The sequence below is a fragment of the Rhodococcus sp. 27YEA15 genome (assembly GCF_049739425.1).
GTDB lineage: Bacteria > Actinomycetota > Actinomycetes > Mycobacteriales > Mycobacteriaceae > Rhodococcus_F.
In genome coordinates this window covers 2305559-2329089 of sequence record NZ_JBMHHW010000001.1, presented here as the reverse complement: position 1 = coordinate 2329089, position 23531 = coordinate 2305559, and the positions used below count along the sequence as shown (strand labels likewise).

24 protein-coding genes and 1 pseudogene are annotated in these 23531 nt (G+C 65.1%); 19 read left to right on the top strand and 6 right to left on the bottom strand.

Annotation, left to right across the window (positions count from 1 at the left end; translation table 11 throughout):
* Positions 1-19: 19 nt before the first annotated feature.
* Positions 20-1447 (bottom strand): bifunctional phosphatase PAP2/diacylglycerol kinase family protein, encoded by a 1428-nt coding sequence (locus ABH922_RS10690; RefSeq protein ID WP_424809627.1) that lies wholly within the window; start codon positions 1445-1447, stop codon positions 20-22.
* Positions 1448-1592: 145 nt separating this feature from the next.
* Between ABH922_RS10690 and pafA the strand changes: the two genes are divergently transcribed.
* The 7 genes from pafA to ABH922_RS10655 all read left to right on the top strand — a co-directional run bounded on the left by pafA (position 1593) and on the right by ABH922_RS10655 (position 10321).
* The gene (gene pafA / locus ABH922_RS10685; protein WP_424806901.1) at positions 1593-2951 is read left to right on the top strand and encodes a Pup--protein ligase; all 1359 of its coding nucleotides are present in this window, start codon (positions 1593-1595) and stop codon (positions 2949-2951) included.
* A gap of 89 nt (positions 2952-3040) precedes the next feature.
* Positions 3041-4075: a helix-turn-helix transcriptional regulator gene (locus ABH922_RS10680; RefSeq protein WP_424806900.1), complete on the top strand. Its 1035-nt coding sequence runs from the start codon at positions 3041-3043 to the stop codon at positions 4073-4075.
* Positions 4072-5049 carry a helix-turn-helix transcriptional regulator gene (locus tag ABH922_RS10675; RefSeq protein WP_424806899.1) on the top strand — a complete coding sequence of 326 codons (978 nt, stop codon included), beginning with the start codon at positions 4072-4074 and terminating at the stop codon, positions 5047-5049. The genes ABH922_RS10680 and ABH922_RS10675 overlap by 4 nt, the downstream gene beginning before the upstream one ends.
* A gap of 126 nt (positions 5050-5175) precedes the next feature.
* Complete coding sequence (tatA, locus tag ABH922_RS10670; RefSeq protein ID WP_424806898.1) at positions 5176-5445, top strand: Sec-independent protein translocase subunit TatA; 270 nt, start codon at positions 5176-5178, stop codon at positions 5443-5445.
* A 73-nt stretch (positions 5446-5518) separates the two neighbouring features.
* Positions 5519-6550, top strand: coding sequence for a twin-arginine translocase subunit TatC (gene tatC, locus ABH922_RS10665; protein WP_424806897.1), 1032 nt, complete (start codon positions 5519-5521; stop codon positions 6548-6550).
* A gap of 49 nt (positions 6551-6599) precedes the next feature.
* Positions 6600-9371, top strand: coding sequence for a DEAD/DEAH box helicase (locus ABH922_RS10660; RefSeq protein WP_424806896.1), 2772 nt, complete (start codon positions 6600-6602; stop codon positions 9369-9371).
* A 119-nt stretch (positions 9372-9490) separates the two neighbouring features.
* Entirely contained in the window at positions 9491-10321 is an 831-nt protein-coding gene (locus tag ABH922_RS10655) for a DUF4333 domain-containing protein (RefSeq protein WP_424806895.1), read from the top strand.
* Here the strand turns inward: ABH922_RS10655 and ABH922_RS10650 are convergent, their stop codons facing one another.
* Positions 10322-11284 carry a 5'-3' exonuclease gene (locus tag ABH922_RS10650; protein WP_424806894.1) on the bottom strand — a complete coding sequence of 321 codons (963 nt, stop codon included), beginning with the start codon at positions 11282-11284 and terminating at the stop codon, positions 10322-10324.
* A 37-nt stretch (positions 11285-11321) separates the two neighbouring features.
* Here ABH922_RS10650 and ABH922_RS10645 point away from each other — a divergent pair, with 37 nt between their 5' ends.
* Positions 11322-12458, top strand: coding sequence for a M24 family metallopeptidase (locus ABH922_RS10645; RefSeq protein WP_424806893.1), 1137 nt, complete (start codon positions 11322-11324; stop codon positions 12456-12458).
* Here the strand turns inward: ABH922_RS10645 and ABH922_RS10640 are convergent.
* Positions 12455-12871: a PPOX class F420-dependent oxidoreductase gene (locus tag ABH922_RS10640; RefSeq protein WP_424806892.1), complete on the bottom strand. Its 417-nt coding sequence runs from the start codon at positions 12869-12871 to the stop codon at positions 12455-12457. The genes ABH922_RS10645 and ABH922_RS10640 overlap by 4 nt on opposite strands.
* 30 nt (positions 12872-12901) lie before the next feature.
* Here ABH922_RS10640 and ABH922_RS10635 point away from each other — a divergent pair.
* From ABH922_RS10635 to ABH922_RS10605, 7 genes and pseudogenes are all read left to right on the top strand, one after another.
* A pseudogene (locus ABH922_RS10635) lies at positions 12902-13652 on the top strand (SDR family NAD(P)-dependent oxidoreductase).
* Entirely contained in the window at positions 13649-14908 is a 1260-nt protein-coding gene (cbiE, locus tag ABH922_RS10630; RefSeq protein WP_424806891.1) for a precorrin-6y C5,15-methyltransferase (decarboxylating) subunit CbiE, read from the top strand. Before ABH922_RS10635 ends, cbiE begins: the two are co-directional and overlap by 4 nt.
* Entirely contained in the window at positions 14905-15654 is a 750-nt protein-coding gene (gene cobM / locus ABH922_RS10625) for a precorrin-4 C(11)-methyltransferase (RefSeq protein ID WP_424806890.1), read from the top strand. The genes cbiE and cobM overlap by 4 nt, the downstream gene beginning before the upstream one ends.
* The gene (locus ABH922_RS10620; protein WP_424809626.1) at positions 15654-16412 is read left to right on the top strand and encodes a cobalt-precorrin-6A reductase; all 759 of its coding nucleotides are present in this window, start codon (positions 15654-15656) and stop codon (positions 16410-16412) included. Before cobM ends, ABH922_RS10620 begins: the two co-directional genes overlap by 1 nt.
* Positions 16413-16504: 92 nt before the next feature.
* Positions 16505-17482, top strand: coding sequence for a HAMP domain-containing protein (locus ABH922_RS10615; RefSeq protein WP_424806889.1), 978 nt, complete (start codon positions 16505-16507; stop codon positions 17480-17482).
* 65 nt (positions 17483-17547) lie between these two features.
* The gene (locus ABH922_RS10610) at positions 17548-18189 is read left to right on the top strand and encodes a ScbR family autoregulator-binding transcription factor (RefSeq protein ID WP_424806888.1); all 642 of its coding nucleotides are present in this window, start codon (positions 17548-17550) and stop codon (positions 18187-18189) included.
* Positions 18186-18704, top strand: coding sequence for a DUF1990 domain-containing protein (locus tag ABH922_RS10605; RefSeq protein WP_424806887.1), 519 nt, complete (start codon positions 18186-18188; stop codon positions 18702-18704). The genes ABH922_RS10610 and ABH922_RS10605 overlap by 4 nt, the downstream gene beginning before the upstream one ends.
* Before the next feature lie 4 nt (positions 18705-18708).
* Here the strand turns inward: ABH922_RS10605 and ABH922_RS10600 are convergent, their stop codons facing one another.
* Positions 18709-19680: an aldo/keto reductase gene (locus ABH922_RS10600; protein ID WP_424806886.1), complete on the bottom strand. Its 972-nt coding sequence runs from the start codon at positions 19678-19680 to the stop codon at positions 18709-18711.
* A 78-nt stretch (positions 19681-19758) separates the two neighbouring features.
* On the opposite strand from ABH922_RS10600, the gene ABH922_RS10595 reads away from it, so the two are divergent.
* The 4 genes from ABH922_RS10595 (at position 19759) to ABH922_RS10580 (ending at position 22683) form a co-directional block, all read left to right on the top strand.
* Positions 19759-20658, top strand: a complete 900-nt coding sequence (locus ABH922_RS10595; protein ID WP_424806885.1) for a LysR family transcriptional regulator — start codon at positions 19759-19761, stop codon at positions 20656-20658.
* 125 nt (positions 20659-20783) lie between these two features.
* Positions 20784-21083 carry a hypothetical protein gene (locus tag ABH922_RS10590; protein ID WP_424806884.1) on the top strand — a complete coding sequence of 100 codons (300 nt, stop codon included), beginning with the start codon at positions 20784-20786 and terminating at the stop codon, positions 21081-21083.
* 40 nt (positions 21084-21123) lie between these two features.
* Positions 21124-21531 (top strand): YciI family protein, encoded by a 408-nt coding sequence (locus tag ABH922_RS10585; protein ID WP_424806883.1) that lies wholly within the window; start codon positions 21124-21126, stop codon positions 21529-21531.
* 6 nt (positions 21532-21537) lie between these two features.
* On the top strand, positions 21538-22683 hold the full coding sequence (locus ABH922_RS10580; protein WP_424806882.1) for an RNA polymerase sigma factor: 1146 nt from the start codon (positions 21538-21540) through the stop codon (positions 22681-22683).
* On the opposite strand, the gene ABH922_RS10575 is transcribed toward ABH922_RS10580, so the two are convergent.
* Positions 22661-23068, bottom strand: coding sequence for a DoxX family protein (locus ABH922_RS10575; protein ID WP_424806881.1), 408 nt, complete (start codon positions 23066-23068; stop codon positions 22661-22663). The two genes, ABH922_RS10580 and ABH922_RS10575, sit on opposite strands and share 23 nt — an antisense overlap.
* Positions 23069-23158: 90 nt before the next feature.
* Positions 23159-23458, bottom strand: coding sequence for an HNH endonuclease (locus tag ABH922_RS10570; protein ID WP_424809625.1), 300 nt, complete (start codon positions 23456-23458; stop codon positions 23159-23161).
* Positions 23459-23531 lie beyond the last annotated feature (73 nt).

The following is a 23531-nucleotide window of genomic DNA, read 5'->3' as shown; positions in this document are numbered from 1 at the left end:
CTCGTCGCGGGTCGACCGGTTACCCGGAGTTCGGGTTCAGCCGGTACACCGCTGTCGCCGCGGGCTCGGTTCGGAACTCGAATTGACGTGCGTCGGCGACCACTTCGCCGTCCGTGGCGACGGCGACCGGCGAGTCGAGGACGCGCACGGAGATCGAGGTGACCTCGTCGTGGACGTAGATCCGTGACCGGCCGAGCGTGCCGGTCGCTGCCGCGAACAGCAGTCGGCTCCGGGAGAATCTGCGGTCCGCCCGTAGATAGCGTACGTCGAGCTTTCCGCGATCGAGGTGCGGGCGTGACATCGGGACCTGGTCGGCGGGGGAGTACCGCCCGTTACCGACGAACAGCATCCACACCGATGCCGGCGCGCCGTCGATCGTGACGAGCATCGGCTCGGCTGCGGCGAGTACCCGAACCATCGCGAGGCCGGCAGCCGGCCATTTTCCGAATCTGGGCTCCCACTTCTCGCGTAATCGGACGGCGTCCGGATACCCGCCGAGGCTGGCCGTGTTGAGGAAACGTGCGGTGATTCCGGTGTCTGTGCGCACCATGGCGTGATCGACGAATGCCGCGTGCCCGAGTTCCACGGCCCGGGCGGTGTCCTCGGTGTCGGCGGCACCGAGGTCGCGGGCGAAATGATTCAACGTCCCGCCGGGAAAGACTGCCAATGGCAGTGAATGCGTCGCTGCGGCGGTCGCCACGGTGACGACAGTTCCGTCGCCCCCGCACACACCGAGAGCCTGCGGATCGTTGTCGGTGACGGCGGCCTCGATCTGCTCCCCGAAATCCGTCTGAGGATCGAGCTCCACGATGACGACGCTCGGCAGACACCGGCCGATAGTGGCCACGATCCCGTCGTCCTCGGAGCCGGACCCTGGATTGACGAAGACGACCAGCCCGTCGCCGCCGGGCAGTGCTGGTACAGCGGCTTGCGGGCCGAGATCGGCAGGCTCTTCGTCGCGGATCGCCCACCAGCGTCGGGTTCCTGCTGCCACCACGCCCCCGACCGCGATACCCGCGAGCACGTCGGATGGCCAGTGCACGCCGTTGTGGACGCGGGAATAGGCGACAGCAGCGGCGAGTGGTGCGACGACGGCCCCCGCGGCGGGTGATTCCATTGCCACCGCGGTCGTGAATGCGGCGGCCGAAGCGGAATGTCCGGACGGGAACGAGGACGACCGCGGCAGGGGAACTCCCCGTTTCGGGTTGAGCCAGGCCTGTACGGGCGGTCGCCGACGTGGAAAGAGCGGTTTGAGGATCCCGTTGGCCAACGCACTCGACATCCACAGCGCCAGAACGCCCCGAGCGGCAGCGCGTCGAGGCCGGCCACCGACCAGCGCGAGGATTCCGGCGACAGCCAGCCACAACACGCCGCGGTCGGCGCCGCGGGAGAGTGCGCGCATCGCCGGATCCAACCATGAAGGGCGCAGGGCGCCAGTACGTTCCATGGCGTGAACATCGGCTCGGAGCAGTTTTCGGAGAAGTCGTCTCACGTCGACACCCTATGTGGACACGATCGTGGTGGATGCAGCGGTGTGCGACGCGAATGCTCTCTCACGAGTCAAGCGCCGATTCTGGTTGTAGTGTCGAAGTGTGCAGAGACGAATCATGGGTATCGAGACGGAATTCGGCGTCACCTGCACCTTTCACGGGCACAGGCGACTGAGTCCTGACGAGGTTGCGAGGTATCTCTTCCGTCGGGTGGTGTCGTGGGGGCGCAGTTCCAATGTCTTTCTTCGGAACGGAGCGCGTCTGTATCTGGATGTCGGCTCACATCCGGAGTACGCGACCGCCGAATGTGACAGCCTCATCCAGCTGGTCAATCACGACCGGGCTGGTGAGCGTGTTCTCGAGGACTTGCTGATCGACGCGGAGACCCGGTTGGCGGAAGAAGGTATCGGTGGCGACATCTACCTGTTCAAGAACAACACCGATTCGGCCGGGAACTCCTACGGGTGCCACGAGAACTTCCTGGTCGCGCGGGCCGGTGAATTCTCCCGCATCTCGGACGTGTTGTTGCCGTTCCTGGTCACCAGGCAGTTGATCTGCGGTGCCGGGAAAGTTCTCCAGACCCCGAAAGCTGCGACGTTCTGCCTCTCGCAGCGGGCGGAACACATCTGGGAGGGGGTGTCCTCCGCGACGACGCGGTCCCGCCCGATCATCAACACTCGCGACGAGCCGCACGCGGATGCGGAGAAGTACCGTCGCCTGCACGTGATCGTCGGCGACTCGAACATGTCCGAGACGACGACCATGCTCAAGGTCGGGTCGGCGGCGCTCGTACTCGAGATGATCGAAGCCGGTGTGTCCTTCCGCGACTTCGCGCTCGACAACCCGATCCGGGCCATTCGCGAGGTCAGTCATGACGTGACCGGCAAGAAACCGGTTCGGTTGGCGGGCGGTCGAACAGCCAGCGCCCTCGACATCCAGCGTGAGTACCACTCCAAGGCGGTCGAGCATCTGCGCACCCGCGAACCCGATGCGCAGGTGGAGCAGATGGTCGATCTGTGGGGTCGCACGCTCGATGCCGTCGAGGCTCAGGATTTCGCCAAGGTGGACACCGAGATCGATTGGGTGATCAAGAGGAAGCTGTTCCAGCGCTATCAGGATCGGCACGGTTTCGATCTCAGTGACCCCAAGATTGCTCAGCTCGACCTGGCATATCACGACATCAAGCGTGGACGTGGCGTCTTCGACGTCCTTCAGCGCAAGGGTCTGGCCAAGCGGGTGACCGAGGACGAGACGATCGACGAGGCGGTCGAGAACCCGCCACAGACGACTCGTGCGAAGCTGCGGGGCGACTTCATCTCCGCAGCCCAGAAAGCAGGCCGTGACTTCACGGTGGACTGGGTCCACCTCAAGCTCAACGATCAGGCGCAGCGCACTGTGCTCTGCAAGGATCCGTTCCGATCCGTCGACGAGCGAGTGGAGCGGTTGATCGCGTCCATGTAGTCGGTTCGACCGGTACCGATGGGCGGGCGCGATGTCTCGGACCTCGAGGCAGCGCGCCCGCCCATCGGTTAACCACTAGGCTTTCGGCCGTGGCGACATCGAAAATCGAGCGGTTGATGAATCTGGTGATCGCGTTGCTGTCCACCAGACAATTCCTCACGGCGGAGAAGATCCGTGACAGCGTGGCCGGGTACAACGATTCGGCGAACTACGAGGCGTTCAGCCGGATGTTCGAGCGGGACAAGAACGAACTGCGAGATTTGGGCGTGCCGCTCGAGACCGGCCTGGCCGGCCGATTCTCGACGGTCGAGGGATACCGCATCAATCGGGACGCCTACGAGCTTCCCGAAGTCGATCTGACGAGCGAGGAATCCGCCGCTGTCGCTGTCGCCGTTCAGTTGTGGGAGTCACCGGAACTGATCTCCGCGGCCCAGAGTGCACTCCTGAAATTGCGTGCGGCGGGAGTCCAGGTGGACGGTGAGGTATCCGCAGCTCCGGTGACTGCGATCCCGGCGCGCACACGCGGATCGGAACCTGCGCTGGGCAAACTCCTCGCCGCCGTCGACTCCGGACGGGCGGTGCACTTTCGGCATCGCAGCGCACTGAGCGAGCCGTTCACCGAACGGACCGTGCACCCCTGGGGCGTGGTCACACGCGGTGGTAAGTGGTACCTGGTCGGTCACGACCTCGATCGGCAGGCGGTGCGGACATTTCGCCTGTCCCGCATCGACGACGACGTTCGGGCTTTCGGCCCGGCCGGAGTCGTGCACAAACCCGAGGGTGTCGATCTTCGCGCCGTCGTCGACGAGGTCACCGGTTCCAGTGCTGTCACCGGGACGGCGACCGTGTGGGTCGCGGCCGACCGGGCTTACGAACTGCGTCGGCTCGCGACGTCGGCTCGCGATCACCGGTTGACCGACCGTGACGGCAGTATTCTGACGATTCCGGTGCGGTCGTTGGAATGGACCGCGCGGGTGATCGCCGGTCACGGCCGCGATTCGCTGGTCCTCGATCCCCCGGATCTTCGAGCCGAGGTGTTGTCGAAGCTTCGAGGCGCGACGGCGGTCGAGGATGCGCAAGCACACCGCGGTGGATCGCCCCGCGCAGAAAAGAGTGTCCGGTGAGTAATCGTCTCTCGTCCCGACTGGCGAGACTGCTGAACCTGATCCCGTATTTCATCGCGAACCCCGGTATCAGCGCGGCCGAGGCTTCCGCAGAATTGGGGGTCAGCACCACCCAGTTGATGAACGACCTGAATCAACTGTGGGTGTGCGGGTTGCCCGGGTACGGCCCCGGTGACCTCATCGACCTGTCGTTCTCCGAGGAAAGTATCGAGGTCACGTTCTCGGCGGGTATCGACCGGCCGCTGCGGTTGACCTCGACCGAAGGGACGGCGCTGCTGATCGCGCTCCGCTCGCTGGTCGAGTTGCCCGGCATGGTCGATCCGTCGGCCGCTCAGCGCGCCATCGCGAAAATCGAGGACGCTGCCGGATCTGCGGCGGCCCGCACTTCCGGTCGGGCGCAGCGACCTCACGCCGAGGTCGACATCGCCGAGGATCCGGTCGCGGCCACCGTCAGATCGGCGTTGGTGGACCAGCGAGCCCTACGGTTGACCTACTACTCGGCCTCGCGTGATGCGGTCTCCGAGCGGGTAGTGGACCCCGTTCGGATCGTGCTGGTCGACAACTACAGCTATCTGCAGGGCTGGTGCCGGCAAGCGGAGGGTGTGCGACTGTTCCGTTTCGATCGGATCGACAACGCCACCGAACTCGACGAGCCGTCGGACCCGCCGCTGCACGCGCTGGACGAGGATTCGAGCCTGGAACTGTTCGGTACCGACGGTTCGTTGCCGCGCGCACGGTTGTTCATCGCCCGCAGTTGTGTGTGGATGCTCGACAACTATTCGATGGATGTCGACGTCGTACACGACGACGGGTCGGTGGAAGCGGTCATGAATTACGGCACACTCGAATGGATGAGTCGACTGGTATTGGGCTTCGGCGACGGGGTCCGGGTCCTGGAGCCTGCTGAACTCGCGTCGGAGGTGAGGCGGCTCGCTCATCAGGCGTTGGATGCCTACGACGTCATCGGTTCGTGAACAGTCGGTGCGTCGTGGCGGTGAAGGAAACGTACAGGTTAAGGCTCACCGAAGTTTTTACCCGCAGGTCTTCGGGTGACCCTTGTTGTCCGGTAGCATCGAAGAATCTGATCATGGGAGGTCGTTATGGGTGCAATGCAGCCTATGCACTGGTTGATTGTCGCTGTTGTCGTCGTAATTTTGTTCGGGTCGAAGAAACTTCCCGACGCGGCCCGCGGACTGGGTCGGTCCCTGCGCATCTTCAAGAGCGAAGTCAAGGAAATGCAGAACGACGATGCAACTCCCGCTCCCGTAGTGCCCGTCGTCGCGCCGACGACGCAACTGCCTGCCGGCGGCGTCGTCACCAACGGGGCTGCTGTGCCTGCCGCGCAGCCCACGGAACCGAAGTCTCTGTAAGACACGCTGTGCTCCAGCCGGGGTGGAACATCCGTTCACCCCGGTTCTCTGCTGACCAAACCCAGGATGCACAGTGCGTATTCCGTTAGACCCGCGTAAACGCAAGAGGAAGGTCAATCCAGACGGCACCATGTCGTTGGTGGATCATCTCTACGAACTGCGAACGCGACTTCTCTTCGCCTTCCTCGGCGTCATCATCACCACCGCATTCGGGTTCTTCTGGTACTCGCATTCGATGCTGGGTATCGAAAGCCTCGGCGATCTGCTGCGGGGTCCGTATTGCGAGTTGCCGGCGGAGACGCGCGCCAATCTCAGTACCGACGATGCCTGCCGACTGCTTGCAACCGGACCGTTCGAGCAGTTCATGCTGCGGTTCAAGGTGGCTCTCACCGCGGGAATCGTGCTGGCGTCACCGATCTGGTTGTACCAGTTGTGGGCCTTCATCACCCCAGGGCTCTACGCGAAGGAACGCCGATTCGCCGTGGCGTTCGTCGCCGCCGGTGCAACCCTGTTCATCCTCGGCGCGATCCTGGCCTACCTGGTGGTCGCCAAGGCACTGCACTTCCTGCTGTCCATCGGCGACAACGTACAGATCACCGCTCTGAGCGGTACCGAGTACTTCGGGTTCATCATCAACCTGCTGTTGATTTTCGGCGTCAGTTTCGAGATTCCACTCCTGGTGGTCGTGTTGAACTTCGCCGGAATCCTGACGTACGAGCGCCTCAAGGCGTGGCGGCGAGGTCTCATCTTCGGGCTCTTCGTCTTCGCGGCCGTGGCCACTCCGGGTTCGGACCCCTTCTCGATGCTCGCGCTGGCGTTCGCGTTGACCTTGTTGTTCGAATTCGCGGTGCAGATCGCCAGAATCAACGATCGCCGTAAGGGACGCAAGAGCGAGGACTGGGCGGCCTTGTCGGACGAGGAGGCATCGTCGATCTCGGCGCCGTCGGATCTGAACGAAGCCTTCGACAATCCGGCAAAACCGAAAGCGGAATCGAAGGGCTTGTTCGGACGCAAGGCCAAAGCCAAGGCCGAACAGTCGGTGCCGAAGAACACCGAGACGAAATCCGACAACGGTCCCGGCCAGGACTTCACCGACACCTTGTGATCGCCGTGCGCCGTCGGTCGGCACCGTGTGGAATCCTGACTAGGTGGTTATGAGCAGAAACGAGCCGGGCCAGGACGTGGTGTCGGCTCCCGCAGTGAACGCGGGAGCCGACACCGTCGAACTCGACAAGTTCGCGTCCGGGCTGGCATTCGCACTCGATCCTTTCCAACGCGATGCATGCATCGCACTCGAAGCCGGGCACGGGGTGCTGGTGTGTGCGCCCACCGGTGCGGGCAAAACCGTGGTGGGGGAGTTCGCCGTGCATCTCGCACTCGCGGCGGGGCGCAAATGCTTCTACACCACCCCCATCAAAGCACTGAGCAACCAGAAGTACACCGAGCTGGTGCAGCGCTACGGCTCCGAGCAGGTCGGGCTGCTGACCGGCGATTCCAGTATCAATTCCGATGCGCCGGTCGTGGTGATGACCACCGAGGTGCTGCGTAACATGCTCTACGCCGAGTCGCAGGCGTTGCGCGGTCTGTCCCATGTCGTCATGGACGAGGTGCACTACCTTGCCGACCGGTTCCGCGGCGCTGTGTGGGAGGAAGTGATCCTGCACCTGTCCGAGGACGTCCGTCTGGTGAGTTTGTCCGCCACGGTGAGCAATGCCGAGGAATTCGGTGCCTGGATGGAAACCGTTCGCGGCGACACCACCGTCATCGTCGACGAGACCCGCCCCATTCCACTGTGGCAACACATCATGGTCGGCCGTCGCGTCTTCGACCTGTTCGACACCCGCGGTCATCACGGCACCGACGCGGCGAAGAAGATTGTCGTCGACCAGGATCTGGTCCGGCACGTCAAGCAGCGACAAGCGCTCGAGCGGGTCGAAAGTTGGCAACCTCGCGGCCGTGGCCGACGTGGAAGTTATCAGAACTCGTCGGATTTTCGCCCCCTCCCTCGACCGGAAGTCATTGCCCAACTTGATCAGTCAGGACTTCTGCCGGCGATCACGTTCATCTTCAGCCGCGCCGGTTGCGATGCTGCATTAGCCCAGTGTCTGCGATCGCGCCTGAACCTGACTGCTCCGGAACAGCTGCCGGTCATCGACGAGATCATCGAACGTCACACCGGGGCTCTCCCACCCGAAGACCTCGAGGTACTCGGTTACCAGGACTGGCGCGCAGCACTGCGGCGAGGATTGGCCGCCCACCATGCGGGAATGCTGCCCGCTTTCCGGCAAACGGTCGAAGAATTGTTCGTCAAGGGTCTCGTCCGCGCGGTGTTCGCCACCGAAACTCTCGCACTGGGCATCAACATGCCTGCCCGCACCGTGGTACTCGAACGGCTGGTCAAGTACAACGGCGAATCCCACGCAGAACTGACCCCAGGCGAGTACACACAGCTCACCGGCCGCGCTGGTCGCCGCGGCATCGACGTCGAGGGGCACGCGGTGGTGCTGTGGCAGCCCGGCGTCGAACCGACCGACGTCGCGGGCCTCGCGTCGACACGGACGTTCCCGCTGCGCAGCTCGTTCAAACCGTCGTACAACATGGCGATCAATCTGGTGGACCGGATGGGCGCCGCCGAATCCCGCAAACTCCTCGAGCGGTCGTTCGCCCAATTCCAAGCCGACCGTTCGGTGGTGGGAGTGGTGCGCGGCATCGAACGCAACGAGGCGTCGTTGCGTGATCTGCTGGAGAAGCTGGGTGGGTCGGACGGCGAGTACTTCGAGTACGCATCGCTGAAGGAGCGTCTGAGGTCACGTGAGCGCGCCCTCGAACGTTCCGGTCGTGAGGACCGACGTAGCACTGCGGTCGAATCCCTGCGCGCGTTGAAGCGGGGCGACGTGATCGCGATTCCCATCGGTCGCCATTCGGGTGTGGCCGTGGTCCTCGTCGGGGACGACGATCCACGAGATCCGCGTCCGGTCGTGCTTACTGCGGATCAGTGGGCTGGGCGGATCTCCTCCGGAGATTTTCCGGAACAAGCGCAAACCCTCGGTCGGATGCGTCTGCCCAAACACGTCGACCACCACACCGCGAGAGTCCGTCGAGATCTTGCGTCGGCATTGCGCAGCACCGGGATAACGGCACCACGGCGAAAGAAGCGTCATCAAAGTGGGGCCTCGGAGGACCCCGAGACGGCGACGCTGCGCCGCGCGATCCGGGTTCATCCGTGTCATAGCCGGCCAGACCGAGATCACCTTGCCCGGATCGGCGACAAGTACAACCGGCTGGCGCGGGAAACTCAGACCATGCGGGAAAAGGCCGCCGCGACGACCAACTCGCTGGCACGTACGTTCGACCGGATCGTCGGGTTGCTCGAAGAACGCGGATACATGAGCGCCGATACCGAACCGAAGGTCACCGAGGCAGGTGTGCGCCTGAGCCGGATCTACAGTGAGAGTGACCTGTTGGTCGCGGAATGTCTGCGGACCGGGGTGTGGGCCGGGCTGACTCCGGCCGAACTCGCTGCAGTGGTGTCGTCGGTGAACTACGAATCCCGGCGTGACGGGGACACCGTGGACCGGGTTCCGACGCAGGCGCTACGGCACGCGCTCAATGACACACAGCGGTTGTGGAGCGAGCTTCGTTCGGACGAGATCCGACATAAACTGCCACCGACCCGCGAACCGGACCTCGGATTCGTGACCGCCGTCTACCACTGGGCCGGCGACAGCTCCCTGGTCGAGGCGTTGATCGCGACGGGAAGTCATGGCCGCCCGTTGTCGGCCGGTGACTTCGTCCGTTGGTGTCGCCAGGTGATCGACCTGCTCGATCAGGTTCGTCTGACCGCAGTGGATCCCGAGGTGGCCAGGACGGCAGCCAGAGCCGTAGCGTCGATACGTCGCGGCGTCGTCGCTGTCGACGCGGCTTGACGTCGACGTCTGTGGTTTGATTCGCAGGTTGCAAGAATTTCTTCGAGATTGACAAATTTTTCACGTTTTCTGTCGGGTCGACAGCGGCGGGAAACTGACGCACGCGAGTGGAGGCGAAGATGAGCGGGCCTTACGGACCGAACGATCCGAATCGGCAGTGGGCTCCCGGTGATCAGCCGAATCAGCCCGACGAACAGCAACGGGGGCAAGCCCCCCAGTCGGCCGGCCCTCAGCCGTGGGGCGGGGCCGGCCAGTGGGGTGGGCCGGGGGCACAGCCACCGCCGTACGGACAACCGGCACACCAGCCGGGATCACCGGTTTACGGTCAACCACCGCAACCCGGCCAGCCGCCGCAGCCGTGGGGGCAGCCTCCGCAGCAGGGTCCCGGGCATCCTAATCCTGGCGGGCAGTGGCCGCCGGCCGGCGAACCGACCCAGGCCTGGGGGCAGCCTCCGCAGCAGGGTCCCGGGTATCCTAATTCTGGCGGGCAGTGGCCGCCGGCCGGCGAACCGACCCAGGCCTGGGGGCAGCCTCCGCAGCAGGGGCCTGGACAGCAGGCGTGGGGTGCAGCGCAGCCTGCTCATCAGACCCCGTGGGGCCAGGGCCAACCGGTGCCACCACCTCCTGGGAACGGCGGAAAGTCGAAGTTGCCGTTGATCTTCGGTGTGGTCGGCATTCTCGTGGTGCTGGCGGCGGTGGGCGTGGGCTTGTCCGTTCTGCTCGGCGGTAAGACGCTCGACAGCAATGCGGCTCAGGTCGGTGTCGAGAAGATAGTCACCGAGTCGTACGGTTCCAAGAACGTCAGTAACGTGTCGTGCCCGTCCGGTCAGAAGATCAACAGTGGTGACTCCTTCACCTGCACACTGTCCATTTCCGGGGTCAAGTCGTCGGTGAAAGTGACCTTCGTCGACGACGACGGTACGTACGAGGTCGGCCGTCCCAGCTCGTGACTAGTCCACTCGGCCGGCGGCCGCCGCCTCCAGTGCGGCGACCAGTCGGCCGGCGGAACGCTCGATGCCGAGCGCAGCGGTGACGGCCGCGAACTCTGTCGGGTCCTGCGGCGCTGCAGGTAGTCGATCGTCGGTGGAGAAGTGCACGTCTGCATCCCGGACTACGCGCACCACGGGCAGCGCGGCGTCGAGGTAGGCGACCGCCTCGGGGGAGGTCAGTTTCCCGCGCACGCCGTTGGCCATGTCCGATTCCGCATCGGCTGCGGCGGCGCGGATTCCGGCGAGTGAGCCGTAGCGCAGCATCAGTGTCGAGGCTGTCTTTTCTCCCACACCTTTGATGCCGGGCAGTCCGTCGGATGCGTCACCACGCAGGACGGCGAGTTCGGCGTAGGCATCACCGGCCCGATCGCCGGGCACCCCGTACTTCTCGGCAACTTCGACGGGGCCGAACAGTTCCGCTTTGGACAGTCCTCGCCCGACGTAGAGCACTCGGACCGGTACGTGGTCGTCGGAGACCACTTGAAGCAGATCTCGGTCACCACTGACGACGATGGTGAGGTCGTCGCGTTCGGTCGCGGCGAGCGTACCCAGGACGTCGTCGGCTTCGAGGCCGGCGGCTCCGGCAGTGGCGATCCCGGTGGCCGCGAGCACATCCATGATCATGTCGACTTGTGGAGTCAAAGTGTCGGGGACCTCTTCCGAGGCTCCGCCGGTACCCTCGGCGACCCGATGTGCCTTGTAGGTGGGTACCGCGTCGACCCGAAATTGCGGACGCCAGTCGAGATCGAGGCACACTGCCAGGCGACTCGGCTGATGCTTGGTGATCAGCGACGCCACCATGTCGGTGAATCCGCGGACGGCGTTGACCGGTCTGCCCGCGGAGTCGACGAACGACTCGGGCAGGGCGTAGAACGCGCGAAACCACAGGCTGGCACCGTCGAGGAGAAGCAAAGGCCCACTCATGGGAACCATCCTGCCAGTCGGCACTAATCTGGACGTCATGACCTCTACAGCCGCCCAGGACTTCCGATTTCCCAGTGCCGTGTACGGCTCCCGTATCGCCCGTGCAGCCGAGTTGGCGCGTGTGGCCGGCCTGGACGGTCTGGTGGTCACTCCGGGCCCGGATCTGCGCTACCTGACCGGTTCTCGGGCCGACACGTTCGAACGACTCACCGCGCTGGTGATCGCGGCGGACGGCGGACAGGCGTCGATCGTGCTGCCCCGACTGGAATTGGCGGCGCTGTCGCAGTCGGCGGTGGGCGATCTCGGGGTGCAGGTACTCGACTGGGTGGACGGCGTCGATCCGTACGCGATCGTCGCCGGGCTGCTTCCCTCACGAGCCCGTGTTGCCGTGACCGACGCGATGCCCGCGTTGCATCTGATCCCGTTGGCCGACACTCTCGGCGCGCTGCCGATTCTCGCGACCGCCGTGGTGCGCGAGCTGCGCATGGTCAAGGACGGTGCCGAGATCGACGCGCTGCGCCGCGCGGGTGCCGCGATCGACCGGGTGCATGCGCGGATGTCGGAGTTCCTGATCGTCGGCCGCACCGAAGCGGAAGTGGGCGAGGCCATTTCGGCGGCCATCGAAGAGGAGGGGCACACCGAGGCCGCATTCGTCATCGTCGGTTCCGGTCCGCACGGCGCCGATCCGCACCACGAGGTGTCCGACCGGGTGATCGAGCACGGTGACGTGGTCGTCATCGACATCGGCGGACCGGTGGAACCGGGCTACAACTCCGACTCGACCCGCACGTACAGCATGGGTGAGCCGTCCGCGGAGGTCGCCGCACAGTTCGCCGTTCTCGAGGCCGCGCAGCGGGCCGCCGTCGACGCGGTACGGCCGGGTGTCACCGCCGAATCCGTCGACGCCGCCGCCCGTAACGTGCTTGCCGCCGAGGGACTGGCGGAGGTGTTCGTGCACCGCACCGGGCACGGCATCGGACTCTCGGTGCACGAGGAGCCGTACATCGTCGCGGGCAACGACATCGAACTCACCGAGGGCATGGCGTTCAGCATCGAACCGGGAATCTACTTCCGCGGCACCTGGGGAGCGCGCATCGAGGATATCGTCGTCGTCACCGCGGACGGATGCGAATCGCTGAACAACCGCCCGCACGGCCTGACGGTGCTGGGCTAACTGCCCGGTTTGAACGCGGCGGAACCGAGGATGCGGGTGACGTCGATCTCGATGACGACGCGGGCCGGATTCACTCGCGGCTGACGGTACCGCTCCGCATAGCGCCGCACGGCGTCTGCGACGTCGTCTGGATCGCCGGAGACTCGTGCCGGGCCTTCCAGGGTGAGCCAGCGGCCGCCGTCGACGGAGCTGACGGCGGCATATCCGCCGCGGGCGGCGTTGATCGCCTTCTGCGAACCTCCGCTGGTGATGACGCGGACCTTCCCGGCGTCCTGATCCCAGGTGAATCCGACGGCTACGACGTGCGGCGTCCCGTTCGGGCGAAGTGTCGTCAGCGTGGCGAGATGGTACTCACCGACGAACGCCAGTCCTTCTTCGGTCAATGCGGACGGGGCGGAGGGGGTGATCGTCATGCCACGACGGTAATCCAGGACACTGGTGCAGTGACTGCGGGAGTGGAGAAGAACAAAACCGGGACGGTATTGCTGCTCGGTGGGCGAAGTGAGATCGGCCTCGAGGTGGCGGCGCGTCTGGCGCCGGGTCGGAAGATCGTGCTCGCTGCCAGACGCAGTGACGATCTGGAGTCGCAGAAGCGGTTGCTGGTTGCCGCCCGGTGCCGCCGACGTGGCGACCGTGGAGTTCGACGCCGACGACACCGGTAGTCACGCTGCGGTGCCGGCCGCCGTCGGACCGATCTCGATCGCGATTCTGGCCTTCGGGATACTCGGCGATCAAAGACGCGCGGAAACCGATGCGGCACATGCCCTTGCGGTGATACACACCGATTTCTCGGCGCAGGTCAGCGTCCTGACACACCTCGCGCAGCTCATGAGGGCGCAGGGCCACGGTCAGATCGTCGTGTTCTCCTCGGTAGCCGGTGTGCGGGTGCGCCGGGCGAACTACGTCTACGGCTCGGCGAAGGCGGGGTTGGACGGTTTTGCCAGTGGACTCGCAGACGCGTTGCACGGCAGCGGCGTTCGGCTGATGCTGGTGCGTCCAGGATTCGTGATCGGGAGAATGACCGAGGGAATGTCACCGGCACCCCTGTCGAGCACTCCGGCCCAGGTGGCGGATGCGGTGATTCGTGGACTCACCTCAGGTGCCGCGCGGGTGTGGGTGCCGCGTACGCTGCAACCGGTCTTCTTCCTGATGCGTCTGCTCCCGCAATTCGTGTGGCGGCGGATGCCGCGATGACCACCGGCCAACCCGTCGTCGTCGTCGGAATCGGCGCGGACGGCTGGAGCGGACTGTCGGAGAGCGCGCGGAGCGCCGTCCACTCCGCCGAGGTGTTGGTGGGATCACCGCGCCAACTCGATCTGATGTCCGTCGCGGCGCAGAAAGTGCCGTGGCCGTCACCGATGCTTCCAGCACTACCCGCATTGTTCGCCGAGCTCGCAGACCGCCGCGTGTGTGTGCTGGCCAGCGGCGATCCCATGTTCCACGGGATCGGAGTGACCTTGATTCGGCTGTTGGGTGTCGACAACGTGCGGGTGATCTCGCATCCGTCGTCGGTGTCGTTGGCGGCGGCTCGGATGGGGTGGGCATTGGCCGAGGTCGACGTGGTGAGCGTGGTCAATCGTGACCCGGCGACGGTACTGCCCGCCGTGACGGACGGTGCGCGTCTGTTGGTCCTCGGAAACGGGCGTTCCACACCGGGTGCGGTGGCGGCGCTGCTCACACGCGCCGGATACGGCGGCACGGTGATGACGGTGCTCGGCTCCCTGGGCAGCGAAACGGAATCCCGAATCGACGGTTCGGCGCAGTCCTGGCATGTCGGGGACGTCGATCCTCTGCACGTCGTCGCGCTCGAGTGCCTCGCAACCGATCCGCCGGTCCGTCTGACCAGGGTGCCGGGTCTGCCCGACGCGGCCTTCGCCGGAGACGGGCAGATGACCAAACAGGAAATTCGAGCGCTCACTCTCTGCGCACTCGCTCCCGCTCCCGGCGAGCACCTGTGGGACGTCGGAGGCGGTTCCGGTACCATCGCCATCGAATGGATGCGTACCGATCGTCGTTGTACCGCAACATCTTTCGAGGTTCTTGATGGGCGGATTGCGCAGATCGTCGACAACGCCCGAACACTCGGTGTGCCCGCTCTCGTCGTCTCCGGGAAAGCGCCGGAGTCGTTCGCGGACGTCACCACCATGCCCGATGCGATCTTCGTCGGTGGCGGTGTGACCCAACCCGGCATGATCGACGCCTGCTGGGAGCGACTCGGAGAGGGTGGACGCATCGTCGTCAACGCCGTCACCGCCGAATCCGAGGCTTTACTCGTGCAGTGCCGAAGCCGTTTCGGGGGCACACTGCGCCGCTTGCAGATCCAGCGTGCGGAGCCGTTGGGATCGTTCCACGTCTGGCGATCCCAACTTCCCGTCGTGCAATGGTCTGCCGTCAAAATCACCGCTCCCGCCCAGTCGGGAACAGAGCCGTCGGAGGAAGATCCGCAATGACAGTCCACTTCATCGGTGCCGGCCCGGGGGCGGCCGATCTCATCACGGTTCGCGCTCAACGGATCATCGCGTCGAGTCCGGTGTGCCTCTACGCCGGAAGCCTGGTCCCGGTGGAACTGCTCGAGTGGTGCCCGGACGGTGCGCAGATCGTGAATACGGCGCGATTGAGCCTCGACGAGATCACCGCGATCCTGGTGGCGGCGCATTCGTCGGGGTTGGACGTGGCGCGACTGCATTCGGGTGACCCGTCGATCTTCAGTGCGGTCGCCGAGCAGGCGCGACGACTTCAAGCTGCTGGTGTCGAGTTCGAGATGGTGCCCGGGGTGCCGGCGTTCACTGCCGCGGCGGCCGCTCTGGGCCGCGAACTGACTGTTCCCGGTGTTTCGCAGACGATCATCTTGACCAGGGTGTCGACCCTGTCGACGGCCATGCCGGAAGGTGAGGATTTGCGGTCCCTCGGTAGGAGCGGGGCCACCATGGTCGTTCACCTGGGCGCCCATCGAATCGAGCAGATCGCCGCCGAGTTGACGATCAACTACGGAGGGGACTGCCCGGTGGCCGTTGTCGCGTTCGCATCGCGGCCCGATCAGATCGTGGTCCGTGGAACGCTGGACACCATCGTCGGTCTGGTCCACGACGCCGGCATCACCAAGACCGCAGTGGTGATCGTCGGCCGGGTTTTGACTGCCGAGGGATTCCCGGACAGCTATCTGTATTCGGCGGCCCGGGAACGGAGCACGCACTGATACCCGGAAACGGGCGCCTTCGTGTTCTCCTGCTCGGCGGAACCGGAGAGGGCAGGCAGATCGCGGCCCGGTTGGCTCATTCTGCCGACATCGACGTGGTCACCTCACTTGCCGGGCGGGTCCGTGATCCGCGGTGGCCCCGAGGTGAGGTGCGAGTCGGCGGTTTCGGTGGCGCGGACGGACTGAGGCAGTGGTTACCCGAGAACGGCATCGACGCGGTACTCGACGCGACCCACCCGTTCGCGGCGCGGATCTCCGCCAACGCCTTCGATGCGGCGCGCCGAGCAGCGATACCGTACGCGATGTACCGGCGGCCGCCGTGGGTCGAGGAGCCGGGTGACCGGTGGATCCGGGTGCAGAATCTGGAGCAGGCGGCGGATCTGCTGCCGCAGTACGGCACTCGTGCGTTCTTGACGATCGGTCGGCAAGGTGTCTCGGCTTTCGGTGGCGTGCCGGGGGTACGGCTACTGATCCGAGCCATCGATCCGCCGCCCGACCCGCTACCCGCCGGCTGCGAGCTTCTCCTGGCCAGGGGCCCCTTCGCGGTGGACGATGAAATCGCCTTGATGCGGGACCGCCGGATCGAGGTGCTGGTGACCAAGGACAGCGGCGGTGATCAGACGTACGCCAAGATCGAGGCCGCTCGGCGTCTGGCATTGCCGGTTCTCGTGCTCGCCCGCCCGCCCGTGCCGGCCGGCGCGCCGGTCGTGAACGCGGTGGACGACGCCGTTCACTGGCTGGAACGGATACGTGGGTAACAGGGCGGCAGCGGGATTCAGGTTCGTCTAAGGTTGCCCGCACATACTGGTCGGATGTACGGAACCACGAGCACGACCCTGCGGGACGTTCCGTGAGGGTGCCGGTTCCCGGGCTTCGGCGTCGCAAGGCTGCTGCGATCGCGGTTCGCAGCCTGCATGCCCGAGTCAAACTGTTGACTGCGGGTCTGGTCGCCGTGGCGGTGATCGTCTCCGCGTCCGCGGTGTACGTGGTGTTCAACGCGTACCTGCAAGGCAACGTGGACCGACAACTCGAGCGGACCGCTCAGGCCATCACCGATACCGCGAACCTCGGCGGTCAGACTCCGGTACTCGGTTTGACCGCCGGCGCCGATACCGCGGTGATCCAGGCCGTCGGTCTCGTCACCGGTGACGGCGCCCTGGTGACAGCCACCCCGGGACTGCCGCCGTTCAGTACCGGGGCGTCCGCGATCATCACTCTCGCCGAATCGATCTCGTCGCCGACCATCGAAACCGTCGACGCCTACCGGGTGTTGGTCACGCCGTCCGTGGCCGGTCAGACGCTGGTGGTGGCGCAATCGCTGAGTTCGACTCGTTCGGTCATCAAACGGCTCGCCGTGGTGCTCGCAGCCCTGGGGGCAGCGGGAATCGCGTTGGCGTACGCGGCGGGCGACGCTGTGGCGCGCACGGGCCTGCGACCGATTTCACGACTGACCGCAGCTACCCGCCGGGTGGCCGAGACCGACGACCTCGCGCCGATCCCGATTTCCGGTGACGACGAGCTGGCCTCGTTGACGGTCAGTTTCAACAAGATGTTGGGGACGCTCTCGGAGTCGAGGGACCGGCAACGTGCTCTGGTCACCGAAGCCGGCCACGATCTCTTGGCCCCGTTGACGGCGCTTCGCACCAATATCGAGTTACTGATGTCACTCGATCCTCGGACCGGTACGTCGGCGAATGCGGAGCTTGCGCATCTGCCCCGCGAGATCACCGAACAGATGACCGAGCTGACGGTACTGGTCGGTGACTTGGTCGATCGAGCGAGAGTCGACGAGGGAGCGCTGCCGGTTGGCGACACACCCGCCCGCTGATCCCGCACAGAAATGTCACGGCAGTCGTCCGGTCAGGACGATCCGAAGTACGAGAAAGGCTGACAGTGGTCAAACAAGCACGCGCCGAGTTGACTCGCCGACACATAGTTTCGGGCGCCGCCACCCAATTCGAACGATCCGGGTACGGAAGTACCAGCATGGCCGACATCGTGGCAGCCGCCGGGACGACCAAGGGCGCACTCTATTTCCATTTCACCTCGAAAGACGATCTCGCCCAGCACATCATCGCCGAGCAACATCGCCTGTCGATCGAAGCGGTCGAGACGATCGCCGCGCAGGGCGCACCGGGTTTGGAGCAGATGATCATGCTCTCGTATTCGATGGCACGCCAGATCGTCGACGAACCCGTCGTCCGGGCCGGGATCCGTTTGACACTCGAGCTCAGCACCTTCGAAGGACCGGTCGAACCGTACGCGGACTGGATCGCCGCGAGTACCGCGTTGACGACTCGGGCACAGACGGAAGGGCAGATACGTAGTTCGGTGCAGCCGGCGATGTTCGGCCACCTACTACCCGCCGCCTTCACCGGTGTGCAACTGGTGTCGAACGTACTCACCAAACGCGCGGACCTGCAGCGACGGGTGGAGGAGATGTGGCGGATCATTCTTCCCGGTCTCCTGACCGAGGGGTACGTCGATCGGATCGACCAACTCGTCCGGTCGCGGTTCGAGCCGACCGCAGCATGAGTGACCTCTCGCCGGCCGGTCTCACCTATCCGGACGTGGGAGCGACGGCAGGTGCCCTCCCATCTGGGTACCACCATCTTCACGAGGTGGCGGTCGTCGGAACCGGTCGCGCCGATTTCGAGGTGGCAGCGCGCGTCGTCATGTCGTGGCAGATGCATCGGGGCGCCGGTCTGACCCTGCGTTCGGGACCACGGACTGCGATCGCAGGGCACGACGCCACGCTCGGCTTCGGCCCGGTGCGTATCCCGGTACGTGTGGTGTACGAGGTGAACGAGGTGAACCGTCAGGGATTTGCCTACGGCACCAGAGCCGGGCACCCGGAATGCGGTGAAGAATCGTTCGTCGTTCGCTTCGACCCGGCGACCGAGCAGGTCAGTGTCGAGATCGTCGCTTTCTCCAAGCCGGGAACCTGGTGGGTGCGACTCGGTACCCCGGTCGGTCGCCGAGTGCAGAGGTCGATGACGCGCCGCTACCTCGACTCGGTTCGCGACAACGTCTCCCGGCAGGGTAGATGACCGATCAGGTCCGGGTGGTGACCGCCGCTGCGAACGACCGCCGATCACCGATCCATCCGTCAGCCGGCACAGCGTCGTCGAGTCGACGAAGGACGTCCTCGGTGAGCGTGACGCCCGCCGCATCACAATTCTCGATCACGCGGCGGGCTTTACGACTACCGGGAACAGGCACGATGTCGAAACCCCGGGAAAGTAACCACGCCAACGCCAGTTGACCGGCGGTGATACCCGCCGACTGTGCGAGATGCTCCAACCGGTGAACCTGGGCGAGATTCTGTGTCAGCTCGTTGCCGTCGAAGCGCGGATCCGACGCACGAAACGGACTCGACCCGATGTCGGCGGCGCCCAGAGTAGCTGTCAGAAGCCCCCGTCCCAGCGGGCTGTACGGCACCAGTCCCACCCCGAGTCGACGCGCGTGAGGAATCAGTGTTCGTTCCGGCACACGCCACAGCATCGACCATTCGAACTGCACGGCGGTGATCGGATGAACGGCGACCGCGGCGTCGAGTTGCGCTTTCGTCACCTCCGAGAGTCCGAGGTGACGAACCTTTCCCGCGGTCACCAGTTCTGCCATGGCGCCGACGGTGTCGGCGATCGGCACCGTCGGGTCGACGCGGTGCAGGTAGTACAGATCGATCGTGTCTCGTTGCAGCCGCCTCAACGACGCATCGCAGTAGTGCGCGACGTGCTCCGGTTTCCCGTCCAGACGTACCCCGGCGTCATCGCGTACTATCCCGAACTTCGTGGCGATCTTGACGGACGGATCGGAGATCGCAGTGCTCAGCAAGGTTTCGTTGTGCCCGCGGCCGTAACTTTGTGCCGTGTCGAACAAGTCGACTCCGGCATCGAGGGCGGCGCGTATCGCAGTCACCGACTCGCCGTCGTCTACCGGGCCGTAACCCTGCGAGAACCCCATGCAACCCAAGCCGATCGACGACGAGACAAACGACTCCGGGCCCAATGTTCGCTGTTTCATGCGTCCAATATCCGCCCCGACGACATGCACGAGAAATACCGAGAAGCGCTGGCTCTGATAACGACATACGCTCAATCAATGGAGTTTCGTCAGATCGTCTACTTCACAGCGGTCGTGCGACACGGCGGATTCACCCGCGCCGCAGAGCGTCTTCGTATCGCCCAACCGGCTGTCTCCGCTCAGATTCGACTGCTCGAGAAAGAACTCGGATCAGCCCTGTTCACCCGAACAACTCGACGTGTCACGCTCACGCCTGCCGGTGACCGATTTCTCGTTCACGCGCAGCGGATACTCACCGACATGGATGCGGCCGTCGACGACATGCAGTCTCAACGAACGGTTGCCGGTGGCCGCGTCCGCATCGGAGCGACTGCAGTAACCGGAACGGTTCGTCTTGCGCAGACATTGACGGCCTTCGCCTCGAAACATCCGGGCGTTCGCCTCCGACTGCAGACCGGTTTGATCGACGGTCTGCTCGACGAACTCGACGCCGGCTCGTTGGATGTGGTTGTCGGCCCCCAGCATCGGACCGACCCTCGATTCGTGGCGGCGCGGCTGTCCGAGGAATCGCTGGTGGTGATTACAGCGGTCGACTTCGGCACTCCTGAAATTCGCTCCTTGTCCGATCTGCGCGAGTGTCCTTTCGTCTGCCTGCCCGCAGGGAGCGGGCTACGAAGCCTCCTCGATCGGTGGGCCTCGATATCGAATTTCAGCCCACTCGTCGAGTTCGAAACCCATGGACCCGAGAGTATTCGCGCCCTGGTCTCGGAGGGACTCGGTGTGGCGTTGGTGGCGCGATCGTCGGCGATCGAACCGGGACCGCCGATTCGGATCCACCATGTGCCCGACGTTCCCGAGCATCCGCCGATCTGCGCGTTCGGGGCCTCGGGTCGGTCATCGGTGGCGGCCGCGGCATTCATCGAATTCATTTGCGCTGAAACGCATCTGCGATCAGCGCAGTCCAGCGTACGACAGTAGCCCTGATGCCACGACGTTGATCGCGAACACGTTGAACAGCATCGTGGTCTACGCGGCAACATGTGTCCACACCGCTCGCGTGCTACCACTGCCCTGCCGTGGCTCGGGCATGCAGAAGACTCAGCATGACCCGATCGAAGGGTCATGCATGCCGTCGCGCGGCGATGCCGGCGATGATCGTGGCCGACCCCCCATTCGAGACCGGCCCGGGAAGCATCGGTGAAGGTGTTGTTGGCGGCGACGGTGCGGAGAAACCGCTCGGTGTCGATGCGACTGCGCCGCCGAGCGGATGGGTAGCGCCCGGGGGCCGAGGCGCGGTGCTGCTCCTCGATGACGTGTCCGATCACGAAGGTGTAGACGAGCGCACTGTGGTTCGTTCGGACTGCGATGTCGAGAACTCGCGCGCAGCTCCGTCCCAGGGTTGAATGCGGCCACGAGGGACCGCACCGACCCAAGGAGATCGACATGGCCAAGTACCTGCTCCTCAAGCACTACCAGGGCGCACCCGCCCCCGAGAACAACGTGCCTATGGATCAGTGGACGCCGGCGGAGATCGACGCCCACATCCAGTACATGAACGACCTCGCCGGCAAGCTCGAGTCGACCGGCGAATTCGTCGACGCGCAAGCACTCGCGCCGGAGGGTTCGTGGGTTCGCTACGACGGGGAGGGGCGGCCCCCGGTCACGGACGGCCCGTTCGCGGAGACGAAAGACCTCATCGCGGGGTGGATGGTGATCGACGTCGATTCCCACGAGCGGGCATTGGCAGTGGCCGGAGAGCTGTCGGCGGCTCCCGGCGCGGGCGGAATGCCGATTCACGAATGGCTCGAGGTACGCCCGTTTCTGGCGCACCCGTCGCCCGTCTCGGACTGATCGTCGGTGGACGAATCCGGCCTGCGTGCCCTGACACCGGTGGTGATCGGGATTCTCGTCCGCCGCGGAGCTGACTTCGCGGCGGCCGAGGACTGTGTACAGGAAGCCCTGATCGAGGCGGCGCGCGTGTGGCCGGGCGATCCGCCACGAGATCCGAAGGGCTGGCTGGTCACGGCGGCGTGGCGCAAGTTCCTCGACACCGTCCGCGCAGATGCTGCCCGCCGTCGCCGTGAGAGCCTCGTCGCCACCGAACCAGCGGCAGGTGTGGCCGAGACCGTGGACGACACCCTGGCCGTGTATTTCCTGTGCGCTCACCCGTCGCTGTCGTCGTCGTCGGCGGTCGCGTTGATGTTGCGGGCGGTGGGCGGCTTGACCACCCGACAGATCGCGCAGGCGTACCTCGTTCCCGAGTCGACCATGGCTCAGCGGATCAGTCGGGCAAAGCGCACCGTGTCGAATGTCCGCTTCGATCGGCCTGGTGACGTGGCGACGGTGCTGCGGGTTCTCTATCTCGTGTTCAACGAGGGTTACTCCGGTGATGTGGATCTAGCCGACGAGGCGATCAGACTCACTCGCCAACTACACGCGCAGTTCACGCACGTCGAAGTATCGGGTTTGCTCGCGTTGATGCTGCTCCATCACGCTCGCCGCCCGGCCCGAACCCGAACCTGCGGCAGCCTGGTCCCGCTCGCAGAGCAGGATCGCACGCTGTGGGATACCACGCTGATCACCGAGGGCGTCGCCGTGTTGCAGGCGGCGCTGGCCCGGGATCGGTTGGGCGAGTTCCAAGCTCAAGCCGCGATTGCCGCACTGCACGCCGATGCCCGCACTGTCGAGGACACGGATTGGGTGCAGATCGTTCAGTGGTACGACGAATTGTTGCGGATCACCGACAGTCCGGTGGCACGGCTCAATCGCGTCGTCGCGCTGGGGGAGGCCGACGGTGCGCGGGCCGGGTTGGCGGCGCTGTCGGGGCTCGATCCCGCGCTACCGCGATACGACGCGGTGGCGGCGTATCTGCACGAACGCGGCGGCGACCGAGCGACGGCAGCCCGCCTGTACGCCGCTGCTGCCCGCTCCGCACCGAACGTTCCCGAACGCGATCACCTCACGCGCCAGGCCGCGCGGCTCAACGAGGAGTTGCGCCGGTGACGGTAGTCGCGACCGAGGTGGATGTGTGGGTGCCGACGAGGGCCAGAGCAGCGTAGGACACCAATAGCGACGTCGCTGCTGCAGCATTGAAACCGAGGTCTTTCGCGCGGACGTGCGCGCCGACGGCGGCGGCGAAGTAGAGGGTGAGCATGATCGCGGTGACGCGGGCCAGGCCCGGAAATTTCGGTGCGACAGCAAGCCCGACGGCCGAGGCTGCCTTGATCACCGGAAATATCCACCGGTTCCGCTGGGGGAAGTGCACGGAGTCCAGGCACCGGGCGACGTAGTCAATCGGTTTGACGGAGATCACCGCGTCACCCGCCTGAAATGCGGCGAAGAGTGCAAATACTCGCGGATCGGAAATCGTCCTCGTGAGCGCAACCATCGATTGTTCCCCCAGTCTCGTACGTGTCGACGGGTCGACGCCGGTAGTGGCGCCACCCGTCTCGGCATCGAAGATACTCGTCGCCGGGGCTCACTCCACGAACTGTGCCCGCATCACCATTGCGACCTCGGCGTGCCGCAGCAGGAACGCTTTCTCGTCGTAGCCTTTGCGTCGCAGCCACAAGGTGACCTCGCTGTTGCATTTGCTCGCATTGCATGCAGCGCATGCAGGTGCGATGTTGCCCAGGGTGTAACGCCCACCGCGCGAGATCGGAAGGACACAGTCTCGCTGTAGCGGTTCGCCTGACTGTCGGCAGTAGGCGCAGCCGTCCCAAGCGGATTGCAGGGCCGACCACTGCTCGGCGCTGAGATCGTGTTCCACCAGCGCCATCCGCCGTTGACGTTTGCGGGCGGATCGGGCTTGACGACTGCGGTTGACCGGCACCGACCCATCGTATCGGTGC

Bases quoted from the DNA above. Each gene is read 5' to 3' on its own strand.
- ABH922_RS10690 (WP_424809627.1), bottom strand. From the start codon at position 1,447: ATGGAACGTACTGGCGCCCTGCGCCCTTCATGGTTGGATCCGGCGATG.
- tatA (WP_424806898.1), top strand. From the start codon at position 5,176: ATGGGTGCAATGCAGCCTATGCACTGGTTGATTGTCGCTGTTGTCGTC.
- ABH922_RS10660 (WP_424806896.1), top strand. From the start codon at position 6,600: ATGAGCAGAAACGAGCCGGGCCAGGACGTGGTGTCGGCTCCCGCAGTG.
- ABH922_RS10655 (WP_424806895.1), top strand. From the start codon at position 9,491: ATGAGCGGGCCTTACGGACCGAACGATCCGAATCGGCAGTGGGCTCCC.
- ABH922_RS10650 (WP_424806894.1), bottom strand. From the start codon at position 11,284: ATGAGTGGGCCTTTGCTTCTCCTCGACGGTGCCAGCCTGTGGTTTCGC.
- ABH922_RS10645 (WP_424806893.1), top strand. From the start codon at position 11,322: ATGACCTCTACAGCCGCCCAGGACTTCCGATTTCCCAGTGCCGTGTAC.
- ABH922_RS10640 (WP_424806892.1), bottom strand. From the start codon at position 12,871: ATGACGATCACCCCCTCCGCCCCGTCCGCATTGACCGAAGAAGGACTG.
- cbiE (WP_424806891.1), top strand. From the start codon at position 13,649: ATGACCACCGGCCAACCCGTCGTCGTCGTCGGAATCGGCGCGGACGGC.
- cobM (WP_424806890.1), top strand. From the start codon at position 14,905: ATGACAGTCCACTTCATCGGTGCCGGCCCGGGGGCGGCCGATCTCATC.
- ABH922_RS10605 (WP_424806887.1), top strand. From the start codon at position 18,186: ATGAGTGACCTCTCGCCGGCCGGTCTCACCTATCCGGACGTGGGAGCG.
- ABH922_RS10600 (WP_424806886.1), bottom strand. From the start codon at position 19,680: ATGAAACAGCGAACATTGGGCCCGGAGTCGTTTGTCTCGTCGTCGATC.
- ABH922_RS10595 (WP_424806885.1), top strand. From the start codon at position 19,759: ATGGAGTTTCGTCAGATCGTCTACTTCACAGCGGTCGTGCGACACGGC.
- ABH922_RS10590 (WP_424806884.1), top strand. From the start codon at position 20,784: ATGACCCGATCGAAGGGTCATGCATGCCGTCGCGCGGCGATGCCGGCG.
- ABH922_RS10585 (WP_424806883.1), top strand. From the start codon at position 21,124: ATGGCCAAGTACCTGCTCCTCAAGCACTACCAGGGCGCACCCGCCCCC.
- ABH922_RS10575 (WP_424806881.1), bottom strand. From the start codon at position 23,068: ATGGTTGCGCTCACGAGGACGATTTCCGATCCGCGAGTATTTGCACTC.
- ABH922_RS10570 (WP_424809625.1), bottom strand. From the start codon at position 23,458: ATGGCGCTGGTGGAACACGATCTCAGCGCCGAGCAGTGGTCGGCCCTG.